Raw genomic sequence first — 22,703 nt, forward strand, 5'->3', positions numbered from 1 at the left:
CTAGGAGCGACCACTGACACTCGGCCCCGAGGGGCCCGCCGCCTTCGCCGCTGACAGCGAACGCAGCACCTCGGCGACCTCGTCCGCCCTCGCGAGGGTCGCCTCCAGCGAGATCGAGGAGTCGACCACCAGGTCGGCGACGGCGAGGCGGGCCTCGTCGTCGGCCTGGGCGTCGACGCGGCGGACCGCCTCCTCAGGGCTCATCCCTCGGAGCTCGACCAAGCGCGTCAACCGCACCTCGCGAGGCGCGTGGACGACGACCACCACGTCGAACTCGCCCGCACCCCGCGTCTCGACCAGGAGCGGCACGTCGTACACGACGACCCTGGTCGGGTCGTCGGCCACCGCCTCCTCCATGCGCCGGCGGGAGAGCTCGCGGACGGCCGGGTGGGTGATCGCCTCGAGGTCGCGACGGGCCGCCGGGTCGGAGAAGACCAGGGCGCCGAGGGCGGGCCGGTCGAGATCGCCCGACGGCGTGAGGACGTGGTCTCCGAAGCGCCGCCGGATCGCCTCGAGACCGGGCGTGCCCGGCGCGACGACCTCGCGGGCGAGCTGGTCGGCGTCGATGTGGGCCGCGCCCCGCTCGGCGAGACGGCGGGACACGACGCTCTTGCCGGCGGCGATGCCCCCGGTCAGGCCACAGACGAACATGCGTCGAGGCTACCCGGGACCGCGGCCCGGGAACGCCGAACGGCGGCCCCCTCGAGGAGGGGACCGCCGTTCGAGTCGGTCAGGCGCCGAGACGCCGTGACCTGGGTGTGACTAGTTGCTGCTGGACAGCTTCTCGCGCAGAGCGGCGAGCGACTCGTCGTCGGCGAGGGTGCCGGCACCGGCGGTCTCGCTCGAGAAGGTCGAGCCCGAGGGAGCCTCGAAGGAGGCCTCTTCGGTGAGCGACGCAGCGACCTGCTTCTTGTGCGCCTCCCAGCGAGCCTGGGCGGCAGCGTAGTCCTGCTCCCACTTCTCGCGCTGCGAGTCGAAGCCCTCGCGCCACTCGTTCGTCTCCGGGTCGAAGCCCTCGGGGTACTTGTAGTTGCCCTGGTCGTCGTACTCGGTGAGCATGCCGTAGAGCGCCGGGTCGAACTCGGTGCCCTCGGGGTCCACGCCCTCGTTGGCCTGCTTGAGGCTCAGCGAGATGCGGCGACGGTCGAGGTCGATGTCGATGACCTTGACGAACACCTCGTCGCCGACGGCGACGACCTGCTCGGCCAGCTCGACGTGCTTCGCCGACAGCTCGGAGATGTGCACGAGGCCCTCGATGCCGTCCGCGACGCGGACGAACGCGCCGAAGGGGACGAGCTTCGTGACCTTGCCCGGCGCGACCTGTCCGATCGCGTGGGTGCGGGCGAAGACCTGCCACGGGTCCTCCTGCGTCGCCTTGAGCGAGAGCGACACGCGCTCACGGTCGAGGTCGACCTCGAGGATCTCGACGGTGACTTCCTGACCGACCTCGACGACCTCGCTGGCGTGCTCGATGTGCTTCCAGCTGAGCTCGGAGACGTGCACGAGGCCGTCCACGCCGCCGAGGTCGACGAACGCGCCGAAGTTGACGATCGAGGAGACGATGCCCTTGCGGACCTGGCCCTTGTGCAGGTTGTTGAGGAACGTGGTGCGGCTCTCGGACTGCGTCTGCTCGAGGAGCGCACGGCGCGACAGGACCACGTTGTTGCGGTTCTTGTCGAGCTCGAGGATCTTCGCCTCGATCTCCTGGCCCAGGTAGGGCGTGAGGTCGCGGACGCGGCGCAGCTCGATGAGCGACGCGGGCAGGAAGCCACGGAGGCCGATGTCGACGATGAGGCCGCCCTTGACGACCTCGATGACCGTTCCGGTGACGACGCCGTCGGCGTCCTTGATCTTCTCCACGTCGCCCCAGGCACGCTCGTACTGAGCGCGCTTCTTGGACAGGATCAGACGGCCTTCCTTGTCCTCCTTCTGGAGGACGAGGGCCTCGACGGTGTCGCCGACCTCGACGACCTCGGTGGGGTCGACGTCGTGCTTGATCGACAGCTCGCGCGAGGGGATGACGCCCTCGGTCTTGTAGCCGACGTCGAGGAGGACCTCGTCGCGGTCGATCTTGACGACGGTGCCCTCGATGAGGTCGCCGTCGTTGAAGAACTTCAGGGTCTTCTCGACCGCGGCCAGGAAGTCATCAGCGGATCCGATGTCGTTGATGGCGACCTGCTTGGGTGCCTTGGTCGTTACGGTTGTCATGTAGTTAGTGCTCCAGTGAAAGCATGTATCGGGCCGTGGTCGTCCAGAGGGCTGGGCCTTCTCGGGGGTGTCGACCGCGGCGTGCGGACAGATCGGCGCAGATAGCGCTGGTACATACTACCTGCGCGTCGCCCCGGCGGGCAACGATCAGGAGAGCAGCGCGCGCCGCAGCGTGTCGAGCCCGACGCCGCCGAGCTGGAGCGCCTCACGGTGGAACGCGCGGAGGTCGAAGTCGGCTCCCTCGCGACGAGCCCGCTCGGCACGCAGGTCCTCCCAGATCCGCTGTCCGACCTTGTACGACGGGGCCTGGCCCGGCCAGCCGAGGTAGCGGTCGACCTCGAAGCGGACGAACTCGTCGTCCATGGCGACGTTGGCGCGCAGGAACGCCAGCGCGGTCTCGTGGCTCCAGGGCTCGGTCGAGCCGGGGAACGTCTTGCCGAGGTGCACGCCGACGTCGAGCACCACCCTGGCGGCGCGCATCCGCTGGCCGTCGAGCATCCCGAGGCGGTCGCCCGGGTCGGAGAGCCAGCCGAGCTCGTCCATCAGCCTCTCCGCGTAGAGGGCCCAGCCCTCGGCGTGCCCCGACGTGCCGGCGAGCTGGCGGCGCCAGGTGTTCAGCTGGGCGCTGTTGTAGACCGCCTGGCCGAGCTGGAGGTGGTGCCCCGGCACGCCCTCGTGGAACACGGTCGTCGTCTCGCGCCAGGTGCCGAAGCGCGTGACGCCCTCGGGGACCGACCACCACATGCGGCCGGGACGGGAGAAGTCGTCGCTGGGGCTCGTGTAGTAGATGCCGCCGTCCTTCGTCGGCGCGATGCGGCACTCAAGGCGACGGACGGGGTCCGGCACGTCGAAGTGCGTGCCGGCGAGCTCGGCCACGGCGCGGTCGCTGACCCGCTGCATCCACTGCTGGAGCGCCTCCGTGCCCTCGAGCTGTCGCGCGGGGTCGGCGTCGAGGACGGCGATCGCCCGCGCCACGTCCGCGCCCGGCTCGATCTCGCGTGCCACCGCCTCCTGCTCGCTCGTCATGCGGGCGAGCTCGGCGAGGCCCCACTCGTACGTCTCGTCGAGGTCGACGGTCGCCCCGAGGAACCGCCTCGAGTGCAGGGCGTAGGCGTCGCGGCCGACGCCGTCCTCGACGGCGGCCGCGGGCAGCAGCTCGTCGAGCAGGAACCGGCGTGCGGCGAGGTAGCCCTCACCCGCCGAGGAGGCGCCCCTCGCGAGGTCGGACGCGAGCCCGGCTGAGGGGGCGGTGCCGTCCGCCAGCCGCGCCGACGAGGCGAGCTCGGCGAAGAAGCCGTCCGGTGAACCGATCCGGGCGCACTGCTCGGCCACGGCCTCGACCTGGCGCCGCGCGGGCACGACGCCCTCGGCGATGCCCTGGCGGAGGGTCTCCACCAGCTGCCCGAGGGCCTGGTCGACCCGGCCGAGGCGCGAGGCGACGTCGGCCCAGTCGCCCTCGGTCTCGGTGGGCATCAGGTCGTAGACCTCGCGGATCGCTTGGATCGGTGAGGCGATGACGTTGAGGTCGCGCAGCTGCAGACGCTGCTCGGCGTACTCGAGGTCGAGACGGAGCTCGGCCCCCAGGTCGTCCTGGGTGACGCGGTCGACGTCGTCGACGGGCTTCGCGGCGTCCAGCTCGGCGAGCACGCGGCGGACCGCCTCGACGTGGCGCTCGTGGCCCGCTGGCGAGTAGTCGCCGTACTCGCCCGTGCGGCCCTCGCGCCCGATCCACGTCGCGGTGGTGGGGTCGAGGTCGACGAGCTGGTCGACCCAGCGCTCGGCGATGCCGTCGATCGGGGTCTGCAGGCGGACGGGAGGCGTCGTGGGCTCGGTCATGGGACGAGGCTAGCGACGACGGCGGGGCGTCGCGTCGACCCGTGTCGACGCGACGCCCCGCAGGACGGACGGGTGCTACTCGGCGTCGAGGTCCGTCTCGAGCAGCGTGGCCAGCTCGTCGAGGGCGGTGTCGGCGTTGTCGCCGTCGGTGGCGAGGACGACCTCGTCGCCGTGGCCGATGCCGAGCGAGAGGACACCGAGGATGCTGGCGGCGTTGACGGTCTTGCCCGCGGGCGAGGTCAGCGTGACCTTGGCGCCGCTCTTGCCGGCGGCCTGGCTGAACAGCGAGGCGGGGCGGGCGTGCAGGCCGACGCTCGAGGCGATGGTGACGGTGCGTTCTGGCATTTCTTCTCCTTGGTCGAGACCGGTCTGGTCGGGGTGCGGGCCGGGGCCCTGGACGTGTCAGTCGTGGGTGGTCGGTCGATCGTCGCGGTGGGGCTCGATCGTGACCTTGATGGCCTCGCCGCTCGCGATGGCCTCGAGGGCGTGGTGCAGGCGGTCGAGGGGGAAACGGTGGGTGATCAGGTCGCCCACCACGACCTCGCCCGAGGCGATGAGCCGCAGCGCCTCGCGGTTGTGCGCCGGGCTCGACCCGTTCACGCCCACGATGGTCAGCTCACGGTAGTGCACGAGGTTCGAGTCGATGCTGATCTGCGAGTCGTCCCGGGCGAGGCCGCCGAAGAGGCTGAGGCGGCCGCCGGGCGCGAGGAGCGCGAGAGCCTGCTCCTGGGCGGGTCGTGACGCCGCGGCCGTGATGACGACGTCGACCCCCAGACCGCCGGAGGCGGCGCGGACCTGGTCGAGGACGACCTGGCGTCCGTCCGCTCCCGCCTCCACCGCGAGGGCGAGGTCCGGGCGGACGAGGGCGGCAGCCCGCGCGAGACGGTCCGCGTTCGCGTCGACGAGGATCACCTGACGCGCGCCCCGGGCGCGGGCGAGGCGGACGTGCATGCAGCCGATCGGTCCCGAGCCGATGACGAGGACGCTGTCCCCCGCGCCGACCCGCGCGAGCTCCTGGCCGTTGAGGACACAGGCGAGGGGCTCGACGAGCGACGCCTCCTCGGACGAGACGTGGTCGGGGACGCGGTTGACGCCGTCGACGGCCAGGACGGCCGCGGGGACGACCATGAAGTCGGCGAAGCCGCCGGCGTACTGGTAGCCGATGCTCGTCTGGCGGGGGCAGACGCTCGGCCGGCCGGCTCGGCAGACGTCGCAGGTGCCGCACGGCACGGCCGCGATCACCTGGACGCGGTCGCCGACGGCCCAGCCGTCGACCTCGTCGCCGACCTCGACGACGGTGCCGGCGACCTCGTGGCCCATCACCTGCGGGCCGGTCATGTGGGGGTGGCCCGACCGCAGGATCTTCAGGTCGGTGCCGCAGGCGGAGCAGTTGTCGACGCGGAGGAGGAGCTCACCGCGAGAGACCCCGGGCGTCGCCACGTCGTCGAGACGCACGTCGCCCGGGGCCCACCACTTCGCTGCTCTCACGAGGAGTCCGAGCCGCCCGTCACTCGTCGTCGTCGGTCGACGCGAGCAGCTCGTAGACCTCCGACGTCGTCGTGGCGCCGCGCAGGGCCGCAGCGGAGTCAGGGTCCATCAGGATGCTGGCGAGTTGGCTGAGGATGGCGATGTGGCCGTTGCCCGCCGCGGCGATGCCGACGGCGACCGAGACCTCGTTGCCGTCCCAGTCGACCGGGGTCGGGAAGCGGAGCACGACGAGGGCGTCCTTCTTCACCGAGTCCTTTCCGGCGAGCGTGCCGTGCGGGATCGCGACGCCCTCGCCGACGTAGGTCGACACCGAGTTCTCGCGCTCGAACATGGCGTCGACGTAGGTCTCGTCGATCGCCCCGGCCTCGATGAGCGCCTGGCCCGCGGCGCGGATGGCCTCGTCGCGGCTCGATGCCTTCTCGTCGAGACGGATCGACGACTCCGCGAGGAGCGACGTCAGCTCGGGTGCCTGCTGGTCCGCCATCGTCAGACCTCGACCGTCGTGCCGTCCTGGATGGCCTTGACCACCTTGGCGACCGAGGGGTCGCCCATGAACAGCTGGAACGGGACGACGGGGATGTTCGGCACGACGCCGCGCGCACGCTCGGCGAGGTTGTTCTGCGTCACGACGACGTCGGCGTCGGCCGGGATGTCGGCGACGGGCGAGTGCTCGACGGTCACGCCGCTCTTCTTGAGCTGCTTCTTGAGGGTCGAGGCCAGCATGACGCTGCTGCCCATGCCCGCGTCGCACGCGACGATGAGCTTCTTGATGGAGGAACCGTCGAGGGTTGCCATGTCAGTCTCCTTGTTTCTCAGGGTGGGGGGCCGGCCGGAGCCGGCCCCCCGAGTCAATCAGTTGGACGCTGAGGGCGCGGCCGTGCCCTTGCTGGTCGCCTTGTTTGCGGCCGTGGCGGCCTGGGCGTCGGCGAGTGCCTGCGCCTGGGCGGCGTCGTCCTCGGCGGCGGCCTCGCGCTTCTCCTTGCGGCCGAAGCCCATGAGGAACGAGCAGACCACGAACGAGACCGCGGCGGACAGCAGGATGCCGACCAGGATCACCGGGAAGTCGCCGGGGGCGGCGACGAGGGCGTAGGCGATGATGCTGCCGGGCGAGGGGCTCGCGACCAGGCCGACGCCCGTGAGGAGGAAGAAGCCGACTCCGGTCGCACCGCCGAGCACGGCGCCGATGAGGAGGATCGGCTTCATCAGCACGTACGGGAAGTAGATCTCGTGGATGCCGCCGAAGAACTGCACGATGATCGCAGCCGGTGCCGACGGACGGATGGCGCGCGGTCCGAAGAAGAGGAAGGCGAGCAGGATGCCGAGGCCCGGGCCGGGGTTCGACTCGAGCATGAACAGGATGGACTTGCCGGACTCGGCAGCCTGGTCGATCCCGAGGGGCGTGAGCACGCCCTGGTTGATGGCGTTGTTGAGGAACAGGATCTTCGCCGGCTCGATCAGCAGGGACGCCAGCGGCAGCAGGCCGCGCTCGACGAGGAAGTCGACCCCGTTGCCGAGGACCGTGGTCAGGCCCGAGGTGAGCGGCGCGATGCCGAAGTACGCGCCGATCGCCATGGCCCCGCCGAAGATGCCGAGCGAGAAGTTGTTGACGAGCATCTCGAAGCCGGACTTGATGCGGCCGTCGAGCGCGCGGTCGAACTGCTTGAGCAGCAGCGCGGCCAGCGGGCCGACGATCATCGCGCCGAGGAACTGCGGCTTGTCGGTCGCCACGATGACGCCCATCACGGCGATCGAGGCGATGACGGCCCCGCGCTGCCCGTGGACCATGCGGCCACCGGTGTACGCGATCAGGATCGGGAGCAGGTACAGGATGATCGGGTCGACCAGCGACGCGACGGTCTCGTTGGGCGTCCAGCCCGTGGGGATGAAGAGGGCCGTGATGAGGCCCCAGGCGATGAACGCGCCGATGTTCGGCATGACCATGCCGGCCAGGAAGCCGCCGAAGCGCTGGACGCGCGCGCGGACTCCCGTTCCGGTGACCGTGGGGGTGAATTCGGACATGAGGGGCGGTACTCCTTCGTACTCAGTGGTGAGTCTCGGTGAGGGTGGTGGGCAGGGACGTGGTGCGTCGGGTGGGGATCGAGGAGGCGGCGGCCGCGTCCCCGACGAGCGGGCTCGTCAGGTCGGGCTGCGCCAGGAGCGACGCCTCGGAGGCGTCGAGGTCGGAGGGCGCCGGGACCGTGGTGCCGGGCAGCCTCGTGGCGGCGGCACCCCAGGTCAGGGCGGCGAGGAGGGCGTCACGGGGGGCGCCTCCTGCGGTCTCGCTCGCGAGGTAGCCCGCGAGGAAGCTGTCGCCCGCGCCGACCGTGCTGCGGGGCACGGCGACGTGCGAGGTGCCGACTACGACGCCGTCGGGGCCGACGAGCACGGCGCCCTCGGCCCCGAGGCTCACGAGCACCGTACCCACCCCGGAGGCGCGGACGGCCTCGGCGGCCGCCACGACGTCGCCGAGCGTGTCGAGCGTGCGGCCGGCGAGCTCGGCGAGCTCGGCGAGGTTCGGCTTCAGCAGGTCGGGCCGGGCCTCGACCGCCGCGGACAGGGCGTCGCCGCTCGTGTCGACGGCGAGCTTGGCACCGGTCCGGCGCACGTCGTCGACAAAGCGGGCGAACGTCGCCGTGCTGATCTCGGGCGGCAGGCTGCCGGACACGACGATCCAGGTGGCGTCCTCCGCCGTCGCCCGGACGACGGCCGTGATCGCGGTCAGGTCGTCGTGGCTCAGCGCGAGACCGGGCTCGTTCAGCTTGGTCACCGTGCCGCCGGGCTCGGCGACGGTCAGGTTCGACCGGGTGCGGCCCGAGACGGGCACGTACCGCGCGCTCACGCCGGCCGCGTCGAGCAGGGCGCTCAGCTCCGCGCCCTCGCGGCCGCCGACCGGGAGCACGGCCACGCTGTTCACCCCGTGGGCGGTCAGGGCGCGGGCGACGTTGACGCCCTTGCCCGCCGGCTCGAGGAGCGGCGCGCCCGTGCGGACGACGTCGCCGCGGTCGAGACGACCGACCTCGACGGTGCGGTCGAGGCTCGGGTTGAGGGTCACGGTGACGATCACACGATCACCACCCGGGGCCCGGAGCGCTCGACGTCGTCGGCGAGGTCGGCGTCGACGCCCGTGTCGGTGATGACCGTGTCGACCTCGGAGAGCGGAGCCACGCGGGCGAAGTCCTCCCGGCCGAACTTCGAGTGGTCGGTGAGGATGACCGTGCGGCGGGAGGCCGCCATCAGAGCCTTCTTCACTCGCGCCTCGGCGAGGTCGGGCGTGGTGAGGCCCCGCTCGGCCGAGAGGCCGTTCGTGCCCATGAAGGCGACGTCGGCGAAGACCTCGGCGATCTGCGTCCGGGTCCACTCCCCCACCGCGGCGAGGGTGCGGCCGCGGACGACTCCGCCCAGGAGGTGGAGGGTGACGTTGGGCCGGGCGACGAGCACGTTCGCGACGGGCAGCGAGTGCGTCACGACGGTGAGCTCGCGGTCGGTGGGCAGCAGCTCGGCGAACCGGACGGTCGTCGTGCCGGCGTCGACGATGATCGACCCGCCGTCGGGCAGCTCGTCGAGGGCTGCGCGGGCGATCCGCTCCTTCTCGCCGGCGGCCGAGCCCTCGCGGTCGGCGACGTGCGGCTCGATGCCGAGGCGCTCGACGGCGATGGCCCCGCCGTGCACGCGCCGCAGGACCCCGCGCCGCTCGAGCGCGGTCAGGTCGCGGCGAACGGTCTCCGGCGTCACGGACAGCTCGCGGGCCAGACCGGCGACCTCGACTCGGCCGCGCGTGCGCGCCGAGTCCAGGATCTGCTGGTGGCGCTCGGGAGCGTACATGCGCGGAGACTCCGTCGTCAGTCGTGCGGCTCGCGGGGCGGTGAGGCCGAGCGGGGAGAGCGGGGTGGACAGCTGGGGCAAGCAGAGCAGGAACAGATGTTGTTCCCGGTTTATATAAGTCCGTTCGCGTCCCCTGGTCAAGTCAGACGCGCGTGTCGCCCCCGCTTGTGCCCGTTTCGGGGGACGAAGGCGTCATCGCGACCCCCGACATCGTCGACGTGACGCTCCGGTGCCGGTCCTGGTGCGTCGCTGATCCGCCGCTAATGAGCCGCAGCGTCCCAGCTGCTGCCGAGGCCCACGCTGACGTCGAGCGGCACGCGGAGCTCTGCGGCCCCGCTCATGCGACGGCTGACGATGTCGCGAACGTCGTCGACCTCGCCCGGCGCGACCTCGACGATCATCTCGTCGTGGACCTGCAGCAGCACGCGGCTGGCCATCTCGCGCTCGTCGAGTTCGCTGCGGACGCCGAGCATGGCCCTCTTCATGATGTCGGCCGCCGAGCCCTGGATGGGCGCGTTCAGCGCAGCGCGCTCGGCGTTCTCGCGCAGGACCCGGTTGGGCGACTTGAGGTCGGCGAAGGGGCGCCGGCGACCGAAGATCGTCTCGGTGTAGCCGTCTTCACGCGCCTTCTCCACGACGTTCCGGAGGTACTCCCTCACCGCGCCGAAGCGCTCGAAGTAGTCGGTCATCAGCTGCTTCGCCTCGGAGCTCTCGATCCGCAGCTGCTTCGACAGGCCGAACGCGCTGAGGCCGTAGGCCAGTCCGTACGACATCGCCTTGACCTTGGTGCGCATGGCTGGGCTGACGTCCTCCGGCTCGACCCCGAAGATGCGGGCGCCGACGAAGCGGTGCAGGTCTTCTCCCGCGTTGAAGGCCTCGATCAGCCCGGCGTCGCCGGACAGGTGGGCCATGATGCGCATCTCGATCTGCGAGTAGTCGGCCGTGAGGAGCGTCTCGTACTCGGGGCCGTGCACGAAGGCCGCCCTGATCTCGCGGCCGACCGCGGCCTTGACCGGGATGTTCTGGAGGTTCGGGTCGACGGACGAGATGCGGCCGGTGGTGGTGCCGGTCTGGTCGTACGTCGTGTGGATGCGGCCGTCGTCGGCGATCGACTTGTCGAGTGTGTCGATGATCTGCCGCAGCTTCGTCGCGTCGCGGTGCTGCAGCAAGAGACCGAGGAACGGGTGCGGGTGCTTCTCCTGCAGGTCGGCGAGGGACGCGGCGTCGGTGGAGTACCCGGTCTTCGTCGCCCGGGTCTTGGGCATCTCGAGCTGCTCGAAGAGGACCTCCTGCAGCTGCTTCGGCGAGCCGAGGTTGACCTCTCGGCCGATCTCGGCGAACGCATCCGTGGCGAGCCCCGCCGCCGTCTCGCCGAGGCGCGTGGAGAGCTCGGCCAGGACCGGGTGGTCGGCCGCGACGCCCGTGAGCTCCATGTCGCCCAGGACGGGGACCAAGGGCAGCTCGAGGTCGGTGAGGACGGTGCGGGAGCCCTCGTCGAGGGACTCGTGGAACGACTCGGCGAGCCGGAGCGTGTACCAGGCCTCCGTCGCGACGGACACCTGCTCGTCGGCCGGGACGAGCTGGTTCGGGTCCGCGACGGGGAGGGTCTCGCCTAGCTGCTCGTAGACGAGGTCGGTCAGGGCGAAGGAGGTGCGGCCCGGCCTGAGCAGCCACGCCGCGACCCGCGTGTCGCCGGCGATCCCGGTGAGCGCGAGACCCGCCTTGGACAGGGCCTTGTAGGCACGCTTGGCGTCGTGCAGCACCTTCGGCGAGTCGGCGTCGAGCCAGGCCTCGAGGGCGACGTAGTCGCCGCGGCCCGTGGCCCACGGCACGTAGGCGGACTCGTCGTGCGACGAGATGCCGAGCCCCACGACGCCCTCGGCGCCGTACTCGACGCTGAGCCCGACCGGCGACGCCGGATCGGACGCGTGCTTCTTGAGCCAGAACGCGAGCTCTTCGTCGATGAGCGTGCGCACGACGGGCAGGCCGGCAGGGGCGGCCACGACGGCGCCCTCTCCCGAGGCGTCGGGCGCGGCGCCGCTCGCGTCGGCGAGGGTGAGCACGCGGTCGAGGAGGGTGCGGAACTGGAGCTTGTCGAAGAGCTCGCGCACGGCGTCGGCGTCGACGGCGCGGCGCTCGAGGTCGCCGGGCGCCACGGGGAGCTCGACGTCGGTCACGAGGCGGTTGAGTCGCCGGTTGCGGATCGCGCGCTCTTTCTGCTCACGGAGGTTGCCGCCCACGACGCCCTTGATGTCGTCGGCGTGGGCGATGACCTCGTCGAGGCTGCCGAACTGGGTGATCCACTTGACGGCGGTCTTCTCGCCGACCTTGTCGATGCCGATCAGGTTGTCGCTCGTCTCGCCGACGAGGGCCGCGATCTCGGGGTACTGGTGCGGCTCGATGCCGTAGCGCTCGAACACCTTGTCGCGGTCGTAGCGGGTGAGCTCGCTGACGCCGCGCGCTGAGGGGTAGAGCAGGGTCACGTCGTCGTTGACCATCTGGATGGCGTCGCGGTCGCCCGAGACGACGAGGACGCGGTAGCCGTCGTCGCGACCCCTCACGGCGAGGGTCGCGAGGATGTCGTCGGCCTCGAAGTCCTCTTTCGTGATGGTCGTGATGCCCATGGCGTGCAGCGCCTCCTGCAGGAGGGGGATCTGCCCCACGAACTCGACCGGCGTCTCGGAGCGCGTGCCCTTGTACTCGGGGTATTCACGCGTGCGGAACGAGAACCGCGAGATGTCGAAGGCGACCGCCAGATGGGTCGGCTTCTCGTTCTTGAGGAGGCTCAGCAGCATCGAGATGAACCCGTGGATCGCGTTCGTGTGCTGACCCTCCCGGTTCACGAAACTGTCGACGGGCAGGGCGTAGAACGCCCGGAACGCGAGGGAATGGCCGTCGATGACCAGGAGGGTAGGCTTCGTTTCGTCCGACACCCCGTCAGCCTAGCGGGCGCCCCCGACAGCGGATCCGGAGCACCATGACCGACGCGACCACCTCCTCCTCGTCCAACGACGCCGAGCGGACCGTGCGTCCCGACGCCGCGCTCAGCGACGACGCGGTCGAGCTCTTCCGGCGCCGCGGCGTCGGCGCCCTCGCCGAGAAGATGGGCATCGAGATCCTCGAGATGAGCGCGGAGCGCGCGGTCGGCCGGATGCCCGTCGAGGGCAACACCCAGCCGGTCGGCATCCTGCACGGCGGGGCTCACGTCGTCCTGGCCGAGACCCTCGGCTCCGTGGCGGCGAACGTCCACGCCGGGGCGGGGCGCCTCGCGATGGGCATCGAGCTGAACGCCAGCCACAGCAGGTCGGCCGCGACCGGGTGGGTGACCGGCACCTGCACCGCGGTCCACCTCGGCCGCACCCTGGCGACGCACCAGGTCGTCATGACGGACGACGAAGGACGCCTGTTGTCGACGGTGCGCATCACGAACTACCTGACGGACGCCCGCGACTGACTCCCTCGGCCGGCGCCTCACGGCCGATGCCCAGAACGTGCCCGAACGACGAGAGGCCCGCCCCCACCGGGGACGGGCCTCTGGTCGCGAGCGGGCTCGCTACTTCTTGACGCTCAGCTGCTCGATGATCGCCTGGGCGACGTCGTGCATCGTGAGGCGACGATCCATCGACGCCTTCTGGATCCAGCGGAACGCCTCCGGCTCGGTGAGGCCCATCTTCTCGTTGAGCAGGCCCTTGGCCCGGTCGACGAGCTTGCGGGTCTCGAAGCGCTCGACCAGGTCGGCGACCTCGGCTTCGAGGGTGATGATCTGCGTGTAGCGCGAGAGGGCGATCTCGATCGCGGGGAGGAGGTCGTTGGGCGTGAAGGGCTTGACCACGTAAGCCAGGGCGCCGGCCTCGCTGGCCCGCTCGACCAGTTCTTTCTGGCTGAACGCCGTCAAAAGCACGACGGGGGCGATGTGGTTCTTGCTCAGCGTCTCGGCCGCGGAGATGCCGTCGAGCTTCGGCATCTTGACGTCCATGATGACGAGGTCGGGTCGCAGCTCGGTCGCGAGGGCGACGGCGGTCTCGCCGTCTCCGGCCTCGCCCACCACCTCGAATCCGTTGTCGCGGAGGATCTCGACGATGTCGAGGCGGATGAGGGACTCATCCTCTGCGACGACGACGCGACGGGGTGCTGCTGGTGTTGCTTCCTGGTCACTCACGAAGCAGAGCCTACGGTATTCTCGCCTCGGTCGTCGTGAGCCGGATTGGCGGAATGGCAGACGCGGGGCACTCAAAATGCTCTGTCCGAGAGGGCGTGTGGGTTCGAGTCCCACATCCGGCACGGTCGACGACTCCCCCCACCCTGCCCCGCGCCGTGCGCGCCGTGCGCGCGGTGCGAGCGCCCGTCCGCAGGTCGCGAGATCGAGACGATCTCGACTTCCTGCGTCGAAACGGTTGACCCGGGCCGCTCGTGCACTACGCTGGTGGAACTGGTTGTTGTGTTACGCATTTGTATCTCGCGACGTGCCAGGTCGAGGTTCCTCGGAATCCCGGCCAGGGGGCGTCGTTCTCAGAGGGAGCGGACAAAAAGGCACCGCGACGAGCGATCTCGAAATCGAGATCGACAACTCTGATTGAAGGAACAAGAAAAATGGCAACAGGTACCGTTAAGTGGTTCAACTCCGAAAAGGGCTTCGGCTTCATCACCCCCGACGACGGATCCACTGACGTCTTCGCGCACTTCTCCGCGATCGCCGGCGACGGCTACCGCAACCTGGAGGAGAACCAGAAGGTCGAGTTCGACACGGCTCAGGGCAACAAGGGCCTCCAGGCCGAGAACATCCGCGTCATCTGACTCGGCGGCGTCCTCGAGACGCCGACTGGAGACGATCTGATCGTCCCCGACACTGAAGCCCCGATCTGCTCCGGCAGGTCGGGGCTTCTCTCATTCCCTCGGTGGCACCGGCCGTACGGCCGGTGCAGCGGAGGGCGGGGGCGTCACAGAGCTGTGTCCGCTCGAGGTCGGTCAACGGGGCAGCGGCAACGGCAGCCCCAGGAGGCGCGCCACCGGTTCGTAGTCCGCCGCCGCTTCCCGGTACTCCGCCTCCGCCTCCGCCCCTCCCCCGTCGAGGTCGAGCTCGATCCGGAGCTCGCGTGCCTCTCGAGCTGCCCGGGCGAGGCGCCAGCGCTCCGCGCGCAGGGACCACAGCGCGAGCTCGTCGCCGTCGGCGTCGTCCGGGGCCGCGTTCGCGACGTCCCACGGCACACGCACGGCCGGCAGGTCGCGGTCCGGCCCGTCCGGTCGTGCGTCGTCAGGCCGGGGGTCGCTGAAGTCCGCGAAGAGCCGCTTCGTGCCCACGGCGAGCACGGCCCCGACGAGGGCACCCGAGAGGACGAACGCCGCGAGGTCGCCGAGGCCCTCGACGTGCCAGACGGCACCCGCCACGGTCCCCATGAAGAAGCCCCCCGTCGCTCCCCCGGTCAACGTCCAGGCGTCCACGACGGCGGACCCGGCGCGGTCGACGGCCCCGGTGCCCGCACGGCTGCGCCGAGTCGTGGCGACGTCGTGGCCGGTGCCGCTCGGCACGACCCACAGGGCTCCTCCGACGACGAAGCAACGAGGGTGCGAGGGGCCGACGGACATGCCGGGAGGCTACGCCCGCAGTCTGAGGGCGGGCCGCCGACCTCGCGGACCCGTCGAACCCGCGCGCACCCCGCCTCGCGCGAGAGGGTGTGCGCGCATCCTGCGGGTCTCGGCAAGAGCGGGTCCGCGGACGACGACGGCCGGGCCGCCTCCGGGGAGGCGACCCGGCCGTGCCGGGGTCGTGCTGCCGTCGCTAGTTCGTGCTGGCGTAGGCCGGGGCGGCCTCACCGTGCGCGTCGCCCACGCGGTGCACGCGGAGGTCGTTCGTCGACCCCGCGATGCCGGGAGGGGACCCGGCGATGACGATGACCTTCTCGCCCGAGAGGGCGAGCGCGTTGCCCAGGAGGATGTCGTCGACCTGCTCGAACATGGCGTCCGTGTGGGTCACGTTCTCGACGAGGAACGACTGGACGCCCCAGCTGAGCGTCATGCGGCGACGCGTCGCCTCGTTGGGCGTGAAGGCCAGGATCGGGATCGAGTGGCGGAGGCGCGACATGCGACGCACGGAGTCGCCCGACTCCGTGAACACGCAGAGGTAGCGCGCCTGGACGAAGTCGGCCACGTCGGCCGCCGCCAGGGTGATCGCACCGCCCTGGGTGCGCGGCTTCGTGCCGAGCGGGGGGATGCGCTCGAGGCCGTGTTCTTCGGTGGAGGCGACGATGCGGGCCATGGTCTGCACCGTCACGACGGGGTACTCGCCCACGCTCGTCTCGCCGCTGAGCATGACCGCGTCGGCGCCGTCGAGGACGGCGTTCGCCACGTCGGACGTCTCGGCGCGCGTCGGGATCGGGCTGGAGATCATCGACTCGAGCATCTGCGTCGCGACGATGACCGGCTTGGCCATGCGGCGGGACAGCTCGACGGCGTGCTTCTGGACGATGGGGACCGCCTCGAGAGGGAGCTCGACGCCGAGGTCGCCACGGGCGACCATGATGCCGTCGAACGCGTCGATGATCGCCTCGAGGTTGTCGACGGCCTGCGGCTTCTCGATCTTGGCGATGACGGGCAGGCGACGCCCCTCCTCGGCCATGATCTCGTGCACGCGGGTGACGTCGTCGGCGTCGCGGACGAACGAGAGCGCGATGAAGTCGGCGCCGAGGGCCAGGCCCCAGCGGAGGTCCGCTTCGTCTTTCTCGGAGAGGGCAGGGACGCTCACGGCGACGCCGGGCAGGTTGATGCCCTTGTTGTTCGAGACCGCGCCGGCCACGACGACCTCGGTCGTCACGGTCGTTCCGTCGGTCTCGAGCACGCGCAGCTTCACGCGACCGTCGTCGATCAGCAGCGGGTCGCCCACGGCGACGTCGCCGGGCAGGCCCTTGAAGGTCGTGCCGCAGATCTCCTTCGTGCCGAGGATGTCGTCGGTGGTGATCTTGAACACGTCGCCGACCGCGAGGTCGTGCGGGCCGTCGGAGAACTTGCCCAGGCGGATCTTCGGGCCCTGCAGGTCGACGAGGACGGCCACGGGACGCTCGGCGTCCGCCGCTGCCTGGCGCACGTTGGCGTAGACGGACTCGTGCACGTCGTAGCTGCCGTGGCTGAGGTTCATCCTGGCCACGTCGACGCCGGCGTCGATGATGGCCCGGATGTCGTCGTAGCTCGACGTCGCCGGCCCGAGGGTGGCGACGATCTTTGCGCGTCTCATGTGTTCCTTACTGTAGGTAGGGGGTGGGACGGCTGGGGACCCGTTCCACCAGCCTATTCCCGACTCGAGCCGGGTCAGACCGAAATGGCGCGATCCGTGGGCTTGACCGGGAACGGCAGGATCGTCTCGCCCTCGAGCCAGGCGTCCACGGCCGAGGCCGCCGCCCGGCCCTCGGCGATCGCCCACACGATGAGCGACTGGCCGCGGCCGGCGTCCCCCGTCACGAACACGCCGGGCTCGGACGTCTGGTAGTCGCCCCCGCGGTCGAGGTTGCCCCGGGAGTCGAACGGCACTCGCAGCTGCTGCTCGATGGCGTCGCGCTCCGGGCCGGTGAAACCGAGGGCCAGGAGGACGAGGTCCGCCGGGATCTCGCGCTCGGTGCCGGCCTTGGGAACGCGACGGCCGTCGAGGTACTCGGTCTCGGCGACGCGGACGGCACGGACCTCGCCGACCTCGTTGCGGAGGAACTCGACGGTGGAGGCGAGGTACATCCGCTCGCCGCCCTCCTCGTGCGCGCTCGCGACCTCGAACAGGGTCGGGAAGGTGGGCCAGGGCTGGGACTCGGCCCGCTCCTCCGGGGGCTGCTGGCCGATGGCGAGATTCGTCACGGACAGGGCGCCCTGACGGTGAGCCGTGCCGATGCAGTCGGCACCGGTGTCGCCGCCGCCGAGGACGACGACGTGCTTGCCCTCGGCCGTGATCTGGTCGTCGACCCGGTCGCCGGCACCGGTGCGGTTCTGCTGCACCAGATACTCCATGGCGAAGTGGACGCCGGAGAGGTCGCGGCCCGGGATGTCGAGGTCGCGCGGGACGGTGGAGCCCGTGGCGACCACGACGGCGTCGTAGCGCGCTCGGAGGTCGTCCCAGGCGATGTCGCGGCCGATCTCGACGCCGGCGCGGAAGCGCGTTCCCTCGGCGCGCATCTGCGTGAGGCGCTGCTCGATCTGCTTCTTCTCCATCTTGAAGTCGGGGATGCCGTAGCGGAGGAGGCCGCCGATGCGGTCGTCCCGCTCGTAGACCGCGACGGTGTGCCCCGCCCGCGTCAGCTGCTGTGCCGCGGCGAGGCCGGCCGGGCCGGACCCGACGACGGCGACGGTCTTGCCCGTCAGGCGCTCGGGCGGGTGAGGCGTGACCCAGCCCTGCTGGAAGGCCTGGTCGATGATGCTGACCTCGACCTGCTTGATGGTCACCGGCGGCTGGTTGATCCCCAGGACGCACGACGCCTCGCAGGGCGCCGGGCACAGGCGGCCCGTGAACTCGGGGAAGTTGTTGGTCGCGTGCAGCCGCTCGCTGGCCTGACGGCCCTCGCCGCGCCACATGAGGTCGTTCCACTCGGGGATGAGGTTGCCGAGGGGGCAGCCCTGGTGGCAGAACGGCACGCCGCAGTCCATGCAACGGCCCGCCTGTCGGCGGAGCTCGCCGCTCTCCTGCTGCTCGTACACCTCCTTGTAGTCCATCAACCGCACGGACACGGGACGACGCTTCGGGAGCTCGCGCTTCTGGGTCTTGAGGAACCCCTTCGGATCAGCCACCGGTCACCTCCAGGATTCGCTTCCAGGCTTCGTCGCCATCGGGGTCGAGACCCTCGTCGACGGCCGTCTGCCGGGTGGCGAGGACGGCGGCGTAGTCACGCGGCAGGACCTTGACGAACTCGGACGCCGCGGCGTCGACGTCGGCGAGCAGGCGCTCGGCGACTGGCGAGCCCGTCTCGGCGAGGTGCCGCGACAGGAGGTCGGAGAGGATCTCGACGTCGGCGCTGCCGAGCGGGTGCAGCTGGAGCTCGCCCGACGCGAGGGACTCGGCGTTCACCCGCTCGCTGCGGAGCCGGTGCACGTAGGCCGTGCCGCCGGACATGCCCGCGCCGAGGTTCCGTCCCGTGTCGCCGAGGATGACGGCGAGACCGCCGGTCATGTACTCGAGCGCGTGGTCGCCCACGCCCTCGACGACGGCGCTGGCACCCGAGTTGCGCACCAGGAACCGCTCGCCCACGATGCCGCGGATGAAGAGGCTGCCCTGGGTCGCGCCGTAGCCGATCACGTTGCCGGCGATGACGTTGTCCTCGGCGACGAAGGTGCTCTCCCGCGACGGCCGCACGACGACGATGCCGCCGGAGAGGCCCTTGCCGACGTAGTCGTTGCTGTCGCCCTCGAGGCGCAGCGTGATGCCGGCCGGCAGGAAGGCACCGAGCGACTGTCCGGCGGAGCCGGTCAGGGTGACGTCGATGCTGCCCTCGGGCAGGCCGTGCTCGCCGTGGCGGACGGTCACCTCGTGGCCGAGCATGGTCCCGACGGCACGCTCGGTGTTGCGGATGGGCAGCGAGATCGCGACCCGGCCGCCGTTCTCGAGCACGTCGGAGCTGCGGGCGATGAGCTCGACGTCGAAGTGCGACTCGAGCTCGTGGTCCTGCTGCCGGTGGTTGCGACGGGGCTCGTCGTCGTCGAAGTGCGGTCCGACCAGCACGGGCGACAGGTCGAGACCGGAGGCCTTCCAGTGGTCGAGGGCACGGTCGACGTCGAGGGCGTCCGTTCGGCCGATCGCCTCGTCGAGGCTGCGGAAGCCGAGGGAGGCGAGGATCTCGCGCACCTCCTGGGCCAGGAACTCGAAGAAGTTGACGACGAACTCGGGCTTGCCCGAGAACCGCGCCCGGAGCTCGGGGTTCTGCGTCGCGACGCCCACGGGGCAGGTGTCGAGGTGGCAGACCCGCATCATGATGCAGCCCTCGACGATCAGCGGCGCGGTCGCGAAGCCGAACTCCTCGCCTCCGAGCAGCGCGGCGATCACGACGTCGCGGCCCGTCTTCATCTGGCCGTCGACCTGCACCACGACGCGGTCGCGCATGCCGTTGAGCATCAGCGTCTGCTGGGTCTCGGCGAGGCCGATCTCCCACGGGGTGCCGGCGTGCTTGAGCGAGTTCAGGGGGCTGGCGCCCGTGCCGCCGTCGTGGCCCGAGACGAGGACCACGTCGGCGAGGGCCTTCGTCACGCCCGCGGCGACCGCTCCGATGCCCGACTGGCTCACGAGCTTGACGTGCACCCGGGCCGTCGGGTTGGCGCGCTTGACGTCGAAGATGAGCTGCTTGAGGTCTTCGATCGAGTAGATGTCGTGGTGCGGCGGCGGGCTGATCAGGCCGACGCCCGGCGTCGCGTGGCGGGTGCGTGCCACCCACGGGTAGACCTTCGTCGGGGGCAGCTGCCCGCCCTCGCCGGGCTTGGCGCCCTGGGCCATCTTGAGCTGGATGTCGGTGGCGTGCGTGAGGTACATGCTCGTCACGCCGAACCGACCCGACGCGACCTGCTTGACCGCGCTGCGGCGCTCGGGGTCGAGCAGTCGGTCGACGTCCTCGCCGCCTTCGCCCGTGTTGGACTTGCCGCCCAGGCGGTTCATGGCGATCGCGAGGGTCTCGTGCGCCTCCTTCGAGATGGAGCCGTAGCTCATCGCGCCGGTCGAGAACCGCTTCACGATCGACTTGATCGGCTCGACCTCGTCGAGGGGCACCGGCTCGCGGAGGCCCTGCCGGAACGAGAAGAGCCCGCGGAGGGTCATCAGGTCCTCCGACTGGTCGTCGACGAGCTTCGTGTACTCGCGGAAGATGTCGTACCGGCGCGTGCGCGTGGCGTGCTGCAGGCGGAAGACGGTGTCGGGGTTGAACAGGTGCCGCGGGCCCTCGCGGCGCCACTGGTACTCGCCCCCGGTCGCGAGACGCTCGTGCGCCACGACGGACCCGTCGGTCGGGTACGCGCTGGTGTGGCGCTGCTTGTTCTCGGCCGCGACGACGTCGATGCCCACCCCGCCGAGCACGCTCGACGTGCCGGTGAAGTAGGTGTCGACGAACTCCTGGCTCAGGCCGACGGCCTCGAAGGCCTGGGCGGCGGCGTAGCTCGACACGGTCGAGATGCCCATCTTGGACATGATCTTGAGCACGCCCTTGCCGAGCGCCTTGATCAAGTTGTGGACGGCGTCCTCCGGCGAGATGCCGGTGATCATGCCCGACCGGACGAGGTTCTCGCAGGTCTCCATGGCGAGGTACGGGTTGATCGCCGAGGCGCCGTAGCCGATCAGGGTGGCGACGTGGTGCACCTCGCGGACGTCGCCGGCCTCGACGATCAGGCCGACCGACATGCGCTTCTCGGTGCGGATCAGGTGGTGGTGGACCGCAGCGAGCATGAGGAGGGACGGGACGGGCGCGAAGTCCTGGTTCGAGTCGCGGTCGGAGAGCACGATGAACTCGGCCCCGGCCTCGATGGCGTCGTCGACCTCGTTGCACATGGCCGCGATGCGCTTCTCGAGCGCGCGCGGCCCCTTGTCGGCCCGGTACAGGCCGCGGATCGTCGAGGTGACGCGCGACCCGGGGCTGGGGTCGATGTGCTGGATCTTCGCGAGCTCGTCGTTGTCGATGACGGGGAAGTCGAGCACGACCTGGCGCGCGTGCTCCGGGGTCGCCGAGAGCAGGTTGCGCTCCGGGCCGAGCCCGAGCGACAGCGACGTGACGACCTGCTCCCGGATCGAGTCGAGCGGCGGGTTCGTCACCTGTGCGAACTGCTGGGTGAAGTAGTCGAACAGGAGGCGCGGGCGCTCGGACAGCACCGCGATCGGCGTGTCGCTGCCCATGGCACCGAGGGGCTCGGCCCCGGTCTTCGCCATCGGCGTGAGCAGGATGCGCACCTCTTCTTCGGTGTAGCCGAAGGTGCGCTGGCGACGGATGACGGAGGCCGGCGTGTGCACGATGTGCTCGCGCTCGGGCAGCTCGGAGAGGCGGATGCGGCCCTCGGCGAGCCACTCGCCGAAGGGCTCGGACGCCGCGAGGTCGCGTTTGATCTCGTCGTCCTCGATCAAGCGGCCTGCCTCGGTGTCGACGAGGAACATCTTGCCGGGGCGCAGCCGCCCCTTGCGGACGATCTTCGCGGGGTCGATGTCGGGCAGCACGCCGATCTCGCTGGCGAGCACGACGAGGCCGTCGTCGGTGACCAGGTAGCGACCGGGGCGCAGGCCGTTGCGGTCGAGGGTGGCGCCCACGAGGCTGCCGTCGGTGAAGGTGATGGCGGCGGGGCCGTCCCACGCCTCCATGAGCATCGAGTGGTACTCGTAGAAGTCCCGCAGGGTCGGGTCGATGTCGACCTGGTTCTCCCACGCCTCGGGGACCATCATCATGATGGCGTGCGGCAGCGAGCGACCCGTGAGGCTCAGCAGCTCGACCACCTCGTCGAACGACGCGGAGTCGCTGGCGCCGGGGCTGACCACCGGCAGCAGCGGCTTGAGGTCGCCGAGGAGCTCGGACTCGAGCTGCGACTGGCGCGCTCGCATCCAGTTGCGGTTGCCCCGGACGGTGTTGATCTCGCCGTTGTGCGCGATCATCCGGAACGGCTGTGCGAGCGGCCAGGACGGGAACGTGTTCGTCGAGTACCGGGAGTGCACGACGGCCAGCTTCGACGCGAAGCGCTCGTCGCTGAGGTCGGGGTAGAAGGGCTCGAGCTGCAGCGTCGTGACCATGCCCTTGTAGACCATGGTGCGGCTGCCGAGCGAGGTGAAGTAGGCGCCGAGCTTCGACTCGGAGCGCTTGCGCAGACGGTAGGCCTGGCGGTCGAGCGCCACGCCTGAGAGCGGCACGCCGTCGGCGTCGTGACGACGGCTGCGGACGAAGAGCTGCTCGAACGCCGGCATCGCGCCACGGGCCAGCGAGCCGAGCTCGTCGGGGCGGACGGGCACCTCGCGCCAGCCGAGGACGTCGAGCTGCTCGAGGTTCGCGATGCGCTCGACGCCGGTCTTCAGCTCGGCACGCTCTTGGTCGTCGGTCGGCAGGAACGCGATGCCGACGGCGTACTGCCCGGACTCGGGCAGCTCGAAGTCGACGACGGCCCGGAGGAACGCGTCGGGGACCTGGCAGAGGATGCCGGCGCCGTCGCCCGTGCCCGCGTCGGAGCCGATCGCACCACGGTGCTCGAGGTTGCGGAGCGCGCCGAGCGCGGCGTCGACGATGTCGTGGCCCGGGGTCCCGCGGAGCGTCGCGACCATGGCGAGGCCGCAGGCGTCCTTCTCGTTGCGCGGGTCGTACAGGCCCGCAACAGCGGGAACGGTGCTGAACTGCTGGTGAACTGGCGTGAGCGCCATGTGATCCGTCCTCACGGGG

At 70.8% G+C, this 22,703-nt stretch carries 18 protein-coding genes and 1 tRNA gene; 3 read left to right on the forward strand and 16 right to left on the reverse strand.

Annotation, left to right across the window (positions count from 1 at the left end; all coding sequences use genetic code 11):
* The 11 genes from coaE to polA all read right to left on the reverse strand — a co-directional run bounded on the left by coaE (window position 1) and on the right by polA (window position 12,287).
* Window positions 1–651, reverse strand: a complete 651-nt coding sequence (gene coaE / locus EDF18_RS01685; RefSeq protein WP_123545836.1) for a dephospho-CoA kinase — start codon at window positions 649–651, stop codon at window positions 1–3.
* A 111-nt stretch (window positions 652–762) separates the two neighbouring features.
* Window positions 763–2,208 (reverse strand): 30S ribosomal protein S1, encoded by a 1,446-nt coding sequence (gene rpsA, locus EDF18_RS01690; protein ID WP_123545838.1) that lies wholly within the window; start codon window positions 2,206–2,208, stop codon window positions 763–765.
* 147 nt (window positions 2,209–2,355) lie between these two features.
* The gene (locus tag EDF18_RS01695; protein ID WP_123545840.1) at window positions 2,356–4,044 is read right to left on the reverse strand and encodes a DUF885 domain-containing protein; all 1,689 of its coding nucleotides are present in this window, start codon (window positions 4,042–4,044) and stop codon (window positions 2,356–2,358) included.
* Window positions 4,045–4,119: 75 nt separating this feature from the next.
* Window positions 4,120–4,389: an HPr family phosphocarrier protein gene (locus EDF18_RS01700; RefSeq protein WP_123545842.1), complete on the reverse strand. Its 270-nt coding sequence runs from the start codon at window positions 4,387–4,389 to the stop codon at window positions 4,120–4,122.
* A gap of 57 nt (window positions 4,390–4,446) precedes the next feature.
* Entirely contained in the window at window positions 4,447–5,532 is a 1,086-nt protein-coding gene (locus EDF18_RS01705) for a zinc-dependent dehydrogenase (protein ID WP_123545844.1), read from the reverse strand.
* A gap of 19 nt (window positions 5,533–5,551) precedes the next feature.
* Entirely contained in the window at window positions 5,552–6,016 is a 465-nt protein-coding gene (locus EDF18_RS01710) for a PTS sugar transporter subunit IIA (RefSeq protein WP_123545845.1), read from the reverse strand.
* A gap of 2 nt (window positions 6,017–6,018) precedes the next feature.
* Window positions 6,019–6,327, reverse strand: a complete 309-nt coding sequence (locus EDF18_RS16445; protein WP_146900799.1) for a PTS lactose transporter subunit IIB — start codon at window positions 6,325–6,327, stop codon at window positions 6,019–6,021.
* A gap of 57 nt (window positions 6,328–6,384) precedes the next feature.
* Window positions 6,385–7,551, reverse strand: coding sequence for a PTS mannitol transporter subunit IICB (locus tag EDF18_RS01715; protein ID WP_146900796.1), 1,167 nt, complete (start codon window positions 7,549–7,551; stop codon window positions 6,385–6,387).
* 22 nt (window positions 7,552–7,573) lie between these two features.
* Window positions 7,574–8,584: a 1-phosphofructokinase family hexose kinase gene (locus tag EDF18_RS01720; RefSeq protein WP_233568939.1), complete on the reverse strand. Its 1,011-nt coding sequence runs from the start codon at window positions 8,582–8,584 to the stop codon at window positions 7,574–7,576.
* 8 nt (window positions 8,585–8,592) lie between these two features.
* Entirely contained in the window at window positions 8,593–9,354 is a 762-nt protein-coding gene (locus EDF18_RS01725) for a DeoR/GlpR family DNA-binding transcription regulator (protein ID WP_123545849.1), read from the reverse strand.
* A 260-nt stretch (window positions 9,355–9,614) separates the two neighbouring features.
* A complete protein-coding gene (gene polA / locus EDF18_RS01730) occupies window positions 9,615–12,287 on the reverse strand; it encodes a DNA polymerase I (protein ID WP_123545851.1) in 2,673 nt (890 codons plus the stop codon).
* Between the two features lie 44 nt (window positions 12,288–12,331).
* Here polA and EDF18_RS01735 point away from each other — a divergent pair, with 44 nt between their 5' ends.
* Window positions 12,332–12,808: a PaaI family thioesterase gene (locus EDF18_RS01735; RefSeq protein ID WP_123545853.1), complete on the forward strand. Its 477-nt coding sequence runs from the start codon at window positions 12,332–12,334 to the stop codon at window positions 12,806–12,808.
* Between the two features lie 99 nt (window positions 12,809–12,907).
* Here the strand turns inward: EDF18_RS01735 and EDF18_RS16200 are convergent, their stop codons facing one another.
* On the reverse strand, window positions 12,908–13,513 hold the full coding sequence (locus tag EDF18_RS16200; protein WP_146900783.1) for an ANTAR domain-containing response regulator: 606 nt from the start codon (window positions 13,511–13,513) through the stop codon (window positions 12,908–12,910).
* A 39-nt stretch (window positions 13,514–13,552) separates the two neighbouring features.
* Here EDF18_RS16200 and EDF18_RS01745 point away from each other — a divergent pair.
* Both EDF18_RS01745 and EDF18_RS01750 read left to right on the forward strand, forming a co-directional pair.
* Window positions 13,553–13,635 (forward strand) — tRNA-Leu (locus EDF18_RS01745).
* A gap of 309 nt (window positions 13,636–13,944) precedes the next feature.
* Window positions 13,945–14,148, forward strand: a complete 204-nt coding sequence (locus EDF18_RS01750; protein ID WP_055797427.1) for a cold-shock protein — start codon at window positions 13,945–13,947, stop codon at window positions 14,146–14,148.
* 171 nt (window positions 14,149–14,319) lie between these two features.
* On the opposite strand, the gene EDF18_RS01755 is transcribed toward EDF18_RS01750, so the two are convergent.
* From EDF18_RS01755 to gltB, 4 genes are all read right to left on the reverse strand, one after another.
* Window positions 14,320–14,937, reverse strand: coding sequence for a hypothetical protein (locus EDF18_RS01755; protein WP_148050026.1), 618 nt, complete (start codon window positions 14,935–14,937; stop codon window positions 14,320–14,322).
* A 193-nt stretch (window positions 14,938–15,130) separates the two neighbouring features.
* Complete coding sequence (pyk, locus tag EDF18_RS01760; protein WP_123545859.1) at window positions 15,131–16,579, reverse strand: pyruvate kinase; 1,449 nt, start codon at window positions 16,577–16,579, stop codon at window positions 15,131–15,133.
* A 74-nt stretch (window positions 16,580–16,653) separates the two neighbouring features.
* A complete protein-coding gene (locus EDF18_RS01765; RefSeq protein ID WP_123545861.1) occupies window positions 16,654–18,111 on the reverse strand; it encodes a glutamate synthase subunit beta in 1,458 nt (485 codons plus the stop codon).
* Window positions 18,104–22,684, reverse strand: coding sequence for a glutamate synthase large subunit (gene gltB, locus EDF18_RS01770; RefSeq protein ID WP_123545863.1), 4,581 nt, complete (start codon window positions 22,682–22,684; stop codon window positions 18,104–18,106). The genes EDF18_RS01765 and gltB overlap by 8 nt, the downstream gene beginning before the upstream one ends.
* Between the last annotated feature and the right edge of the window lie 19 nt (window positions 22,685–22,703).

The organism is Frigoribacterium sp. PhB107 (assembly GCF_003751515.1).
Lineage (GTDB): Bacteria > Actinomycetota > Actinomycetes > Actinomycetales > Microbacteriaceae > Frigoribacterium.

Coding starts and splice junctions, on each gene's coding strand:
- EDF18_RS01710 (WP_123545845.1), bottom strand. CDS start 6,016: ATGGCGGACCAGCAGGCACCCGAGCTGACGTCGCTCCTCGCGGAGTCG.
- gltB (WP_123545863.1), bottom strand. CDS start 22,684: ATGGCGCTCACGCCAGTTCACCAGCAGTTCAGCACCGTTCCCGCTGTT.
- EDF18_RS01755 (WP_148050026.1), bottom strand. CDS start 14,937: ATGTCCGTCGGCCCCTCGCACCCTCGTTGCTTCGTCGTCGGAGGAGCC.
- EDF18_RS01735 (WP_123545853.1), top strand. CDS start 12,332: ATGACCGACGCGACCACCTCCTCCTCGTCCAACGACGCCGAGCGGACC.
- EDF18_RS01700 (WP_123545842.1), bottom strand. CDS start 4,389: ATGCCAGAACGCACCGTCACCATCGCCTCGAGCGTCGGCCTGCACGCC.
- EDF18_RS01750 (WP_055797427.1), top strand. CDS start 13,945: ATGGCAACAGGTACCGTTAAGTGGTTCAACTCCGAAAAGGGCTTCGGC.
- EDF18_RS01715 (WP_146900796.1), bottom strand. CDS start 7,551: ATGTCCGAATTCACCCCCACGGTCACCGGAACGGGAGTCCGCGCGCGC.
- pyk (WP_123545859.1), bottom strand. CDS start 16,579: ATGAGACGCGCAAAGATCGTCGCCACCCTCGGGCCGGCGACGTCGAGC.
- coaE (WP_123545836.1), bottom strand. CDS start 651: ATGTTCGTCTGTGGCCTGACCGGGGGCATCGCCGCCGGCAAGAGCGTC.
- EDF18_RS01695 (WP_123545840.1), bottom strand. CDS start 4,044: ATGACCGAGCCCACGACGCCTCCCGTCCGCCTGCAGACCCCGATCGAC.
- EDF18_RS01725 (WP_123545849.1), bottom strand. CDS start 9,354: ATGTACGCTCCCGAGCGCCACCAGCAGATCCTGGACTCGGCGCGCACG.
- rpsA (WP_123545838.1), bottom strand. CDS start 2,208: ATGACAACCGTAACGACCAAGGCACCCAAGCAGGTCGCCATCAACGAC.
- EDF18_RS16445 (WP_146900799.1), bottom strand. CDS start 6,327: ATGGCAACCCTCGACGGTTCCTCCATCAAGAAGCTCATCGTCGCGTGC.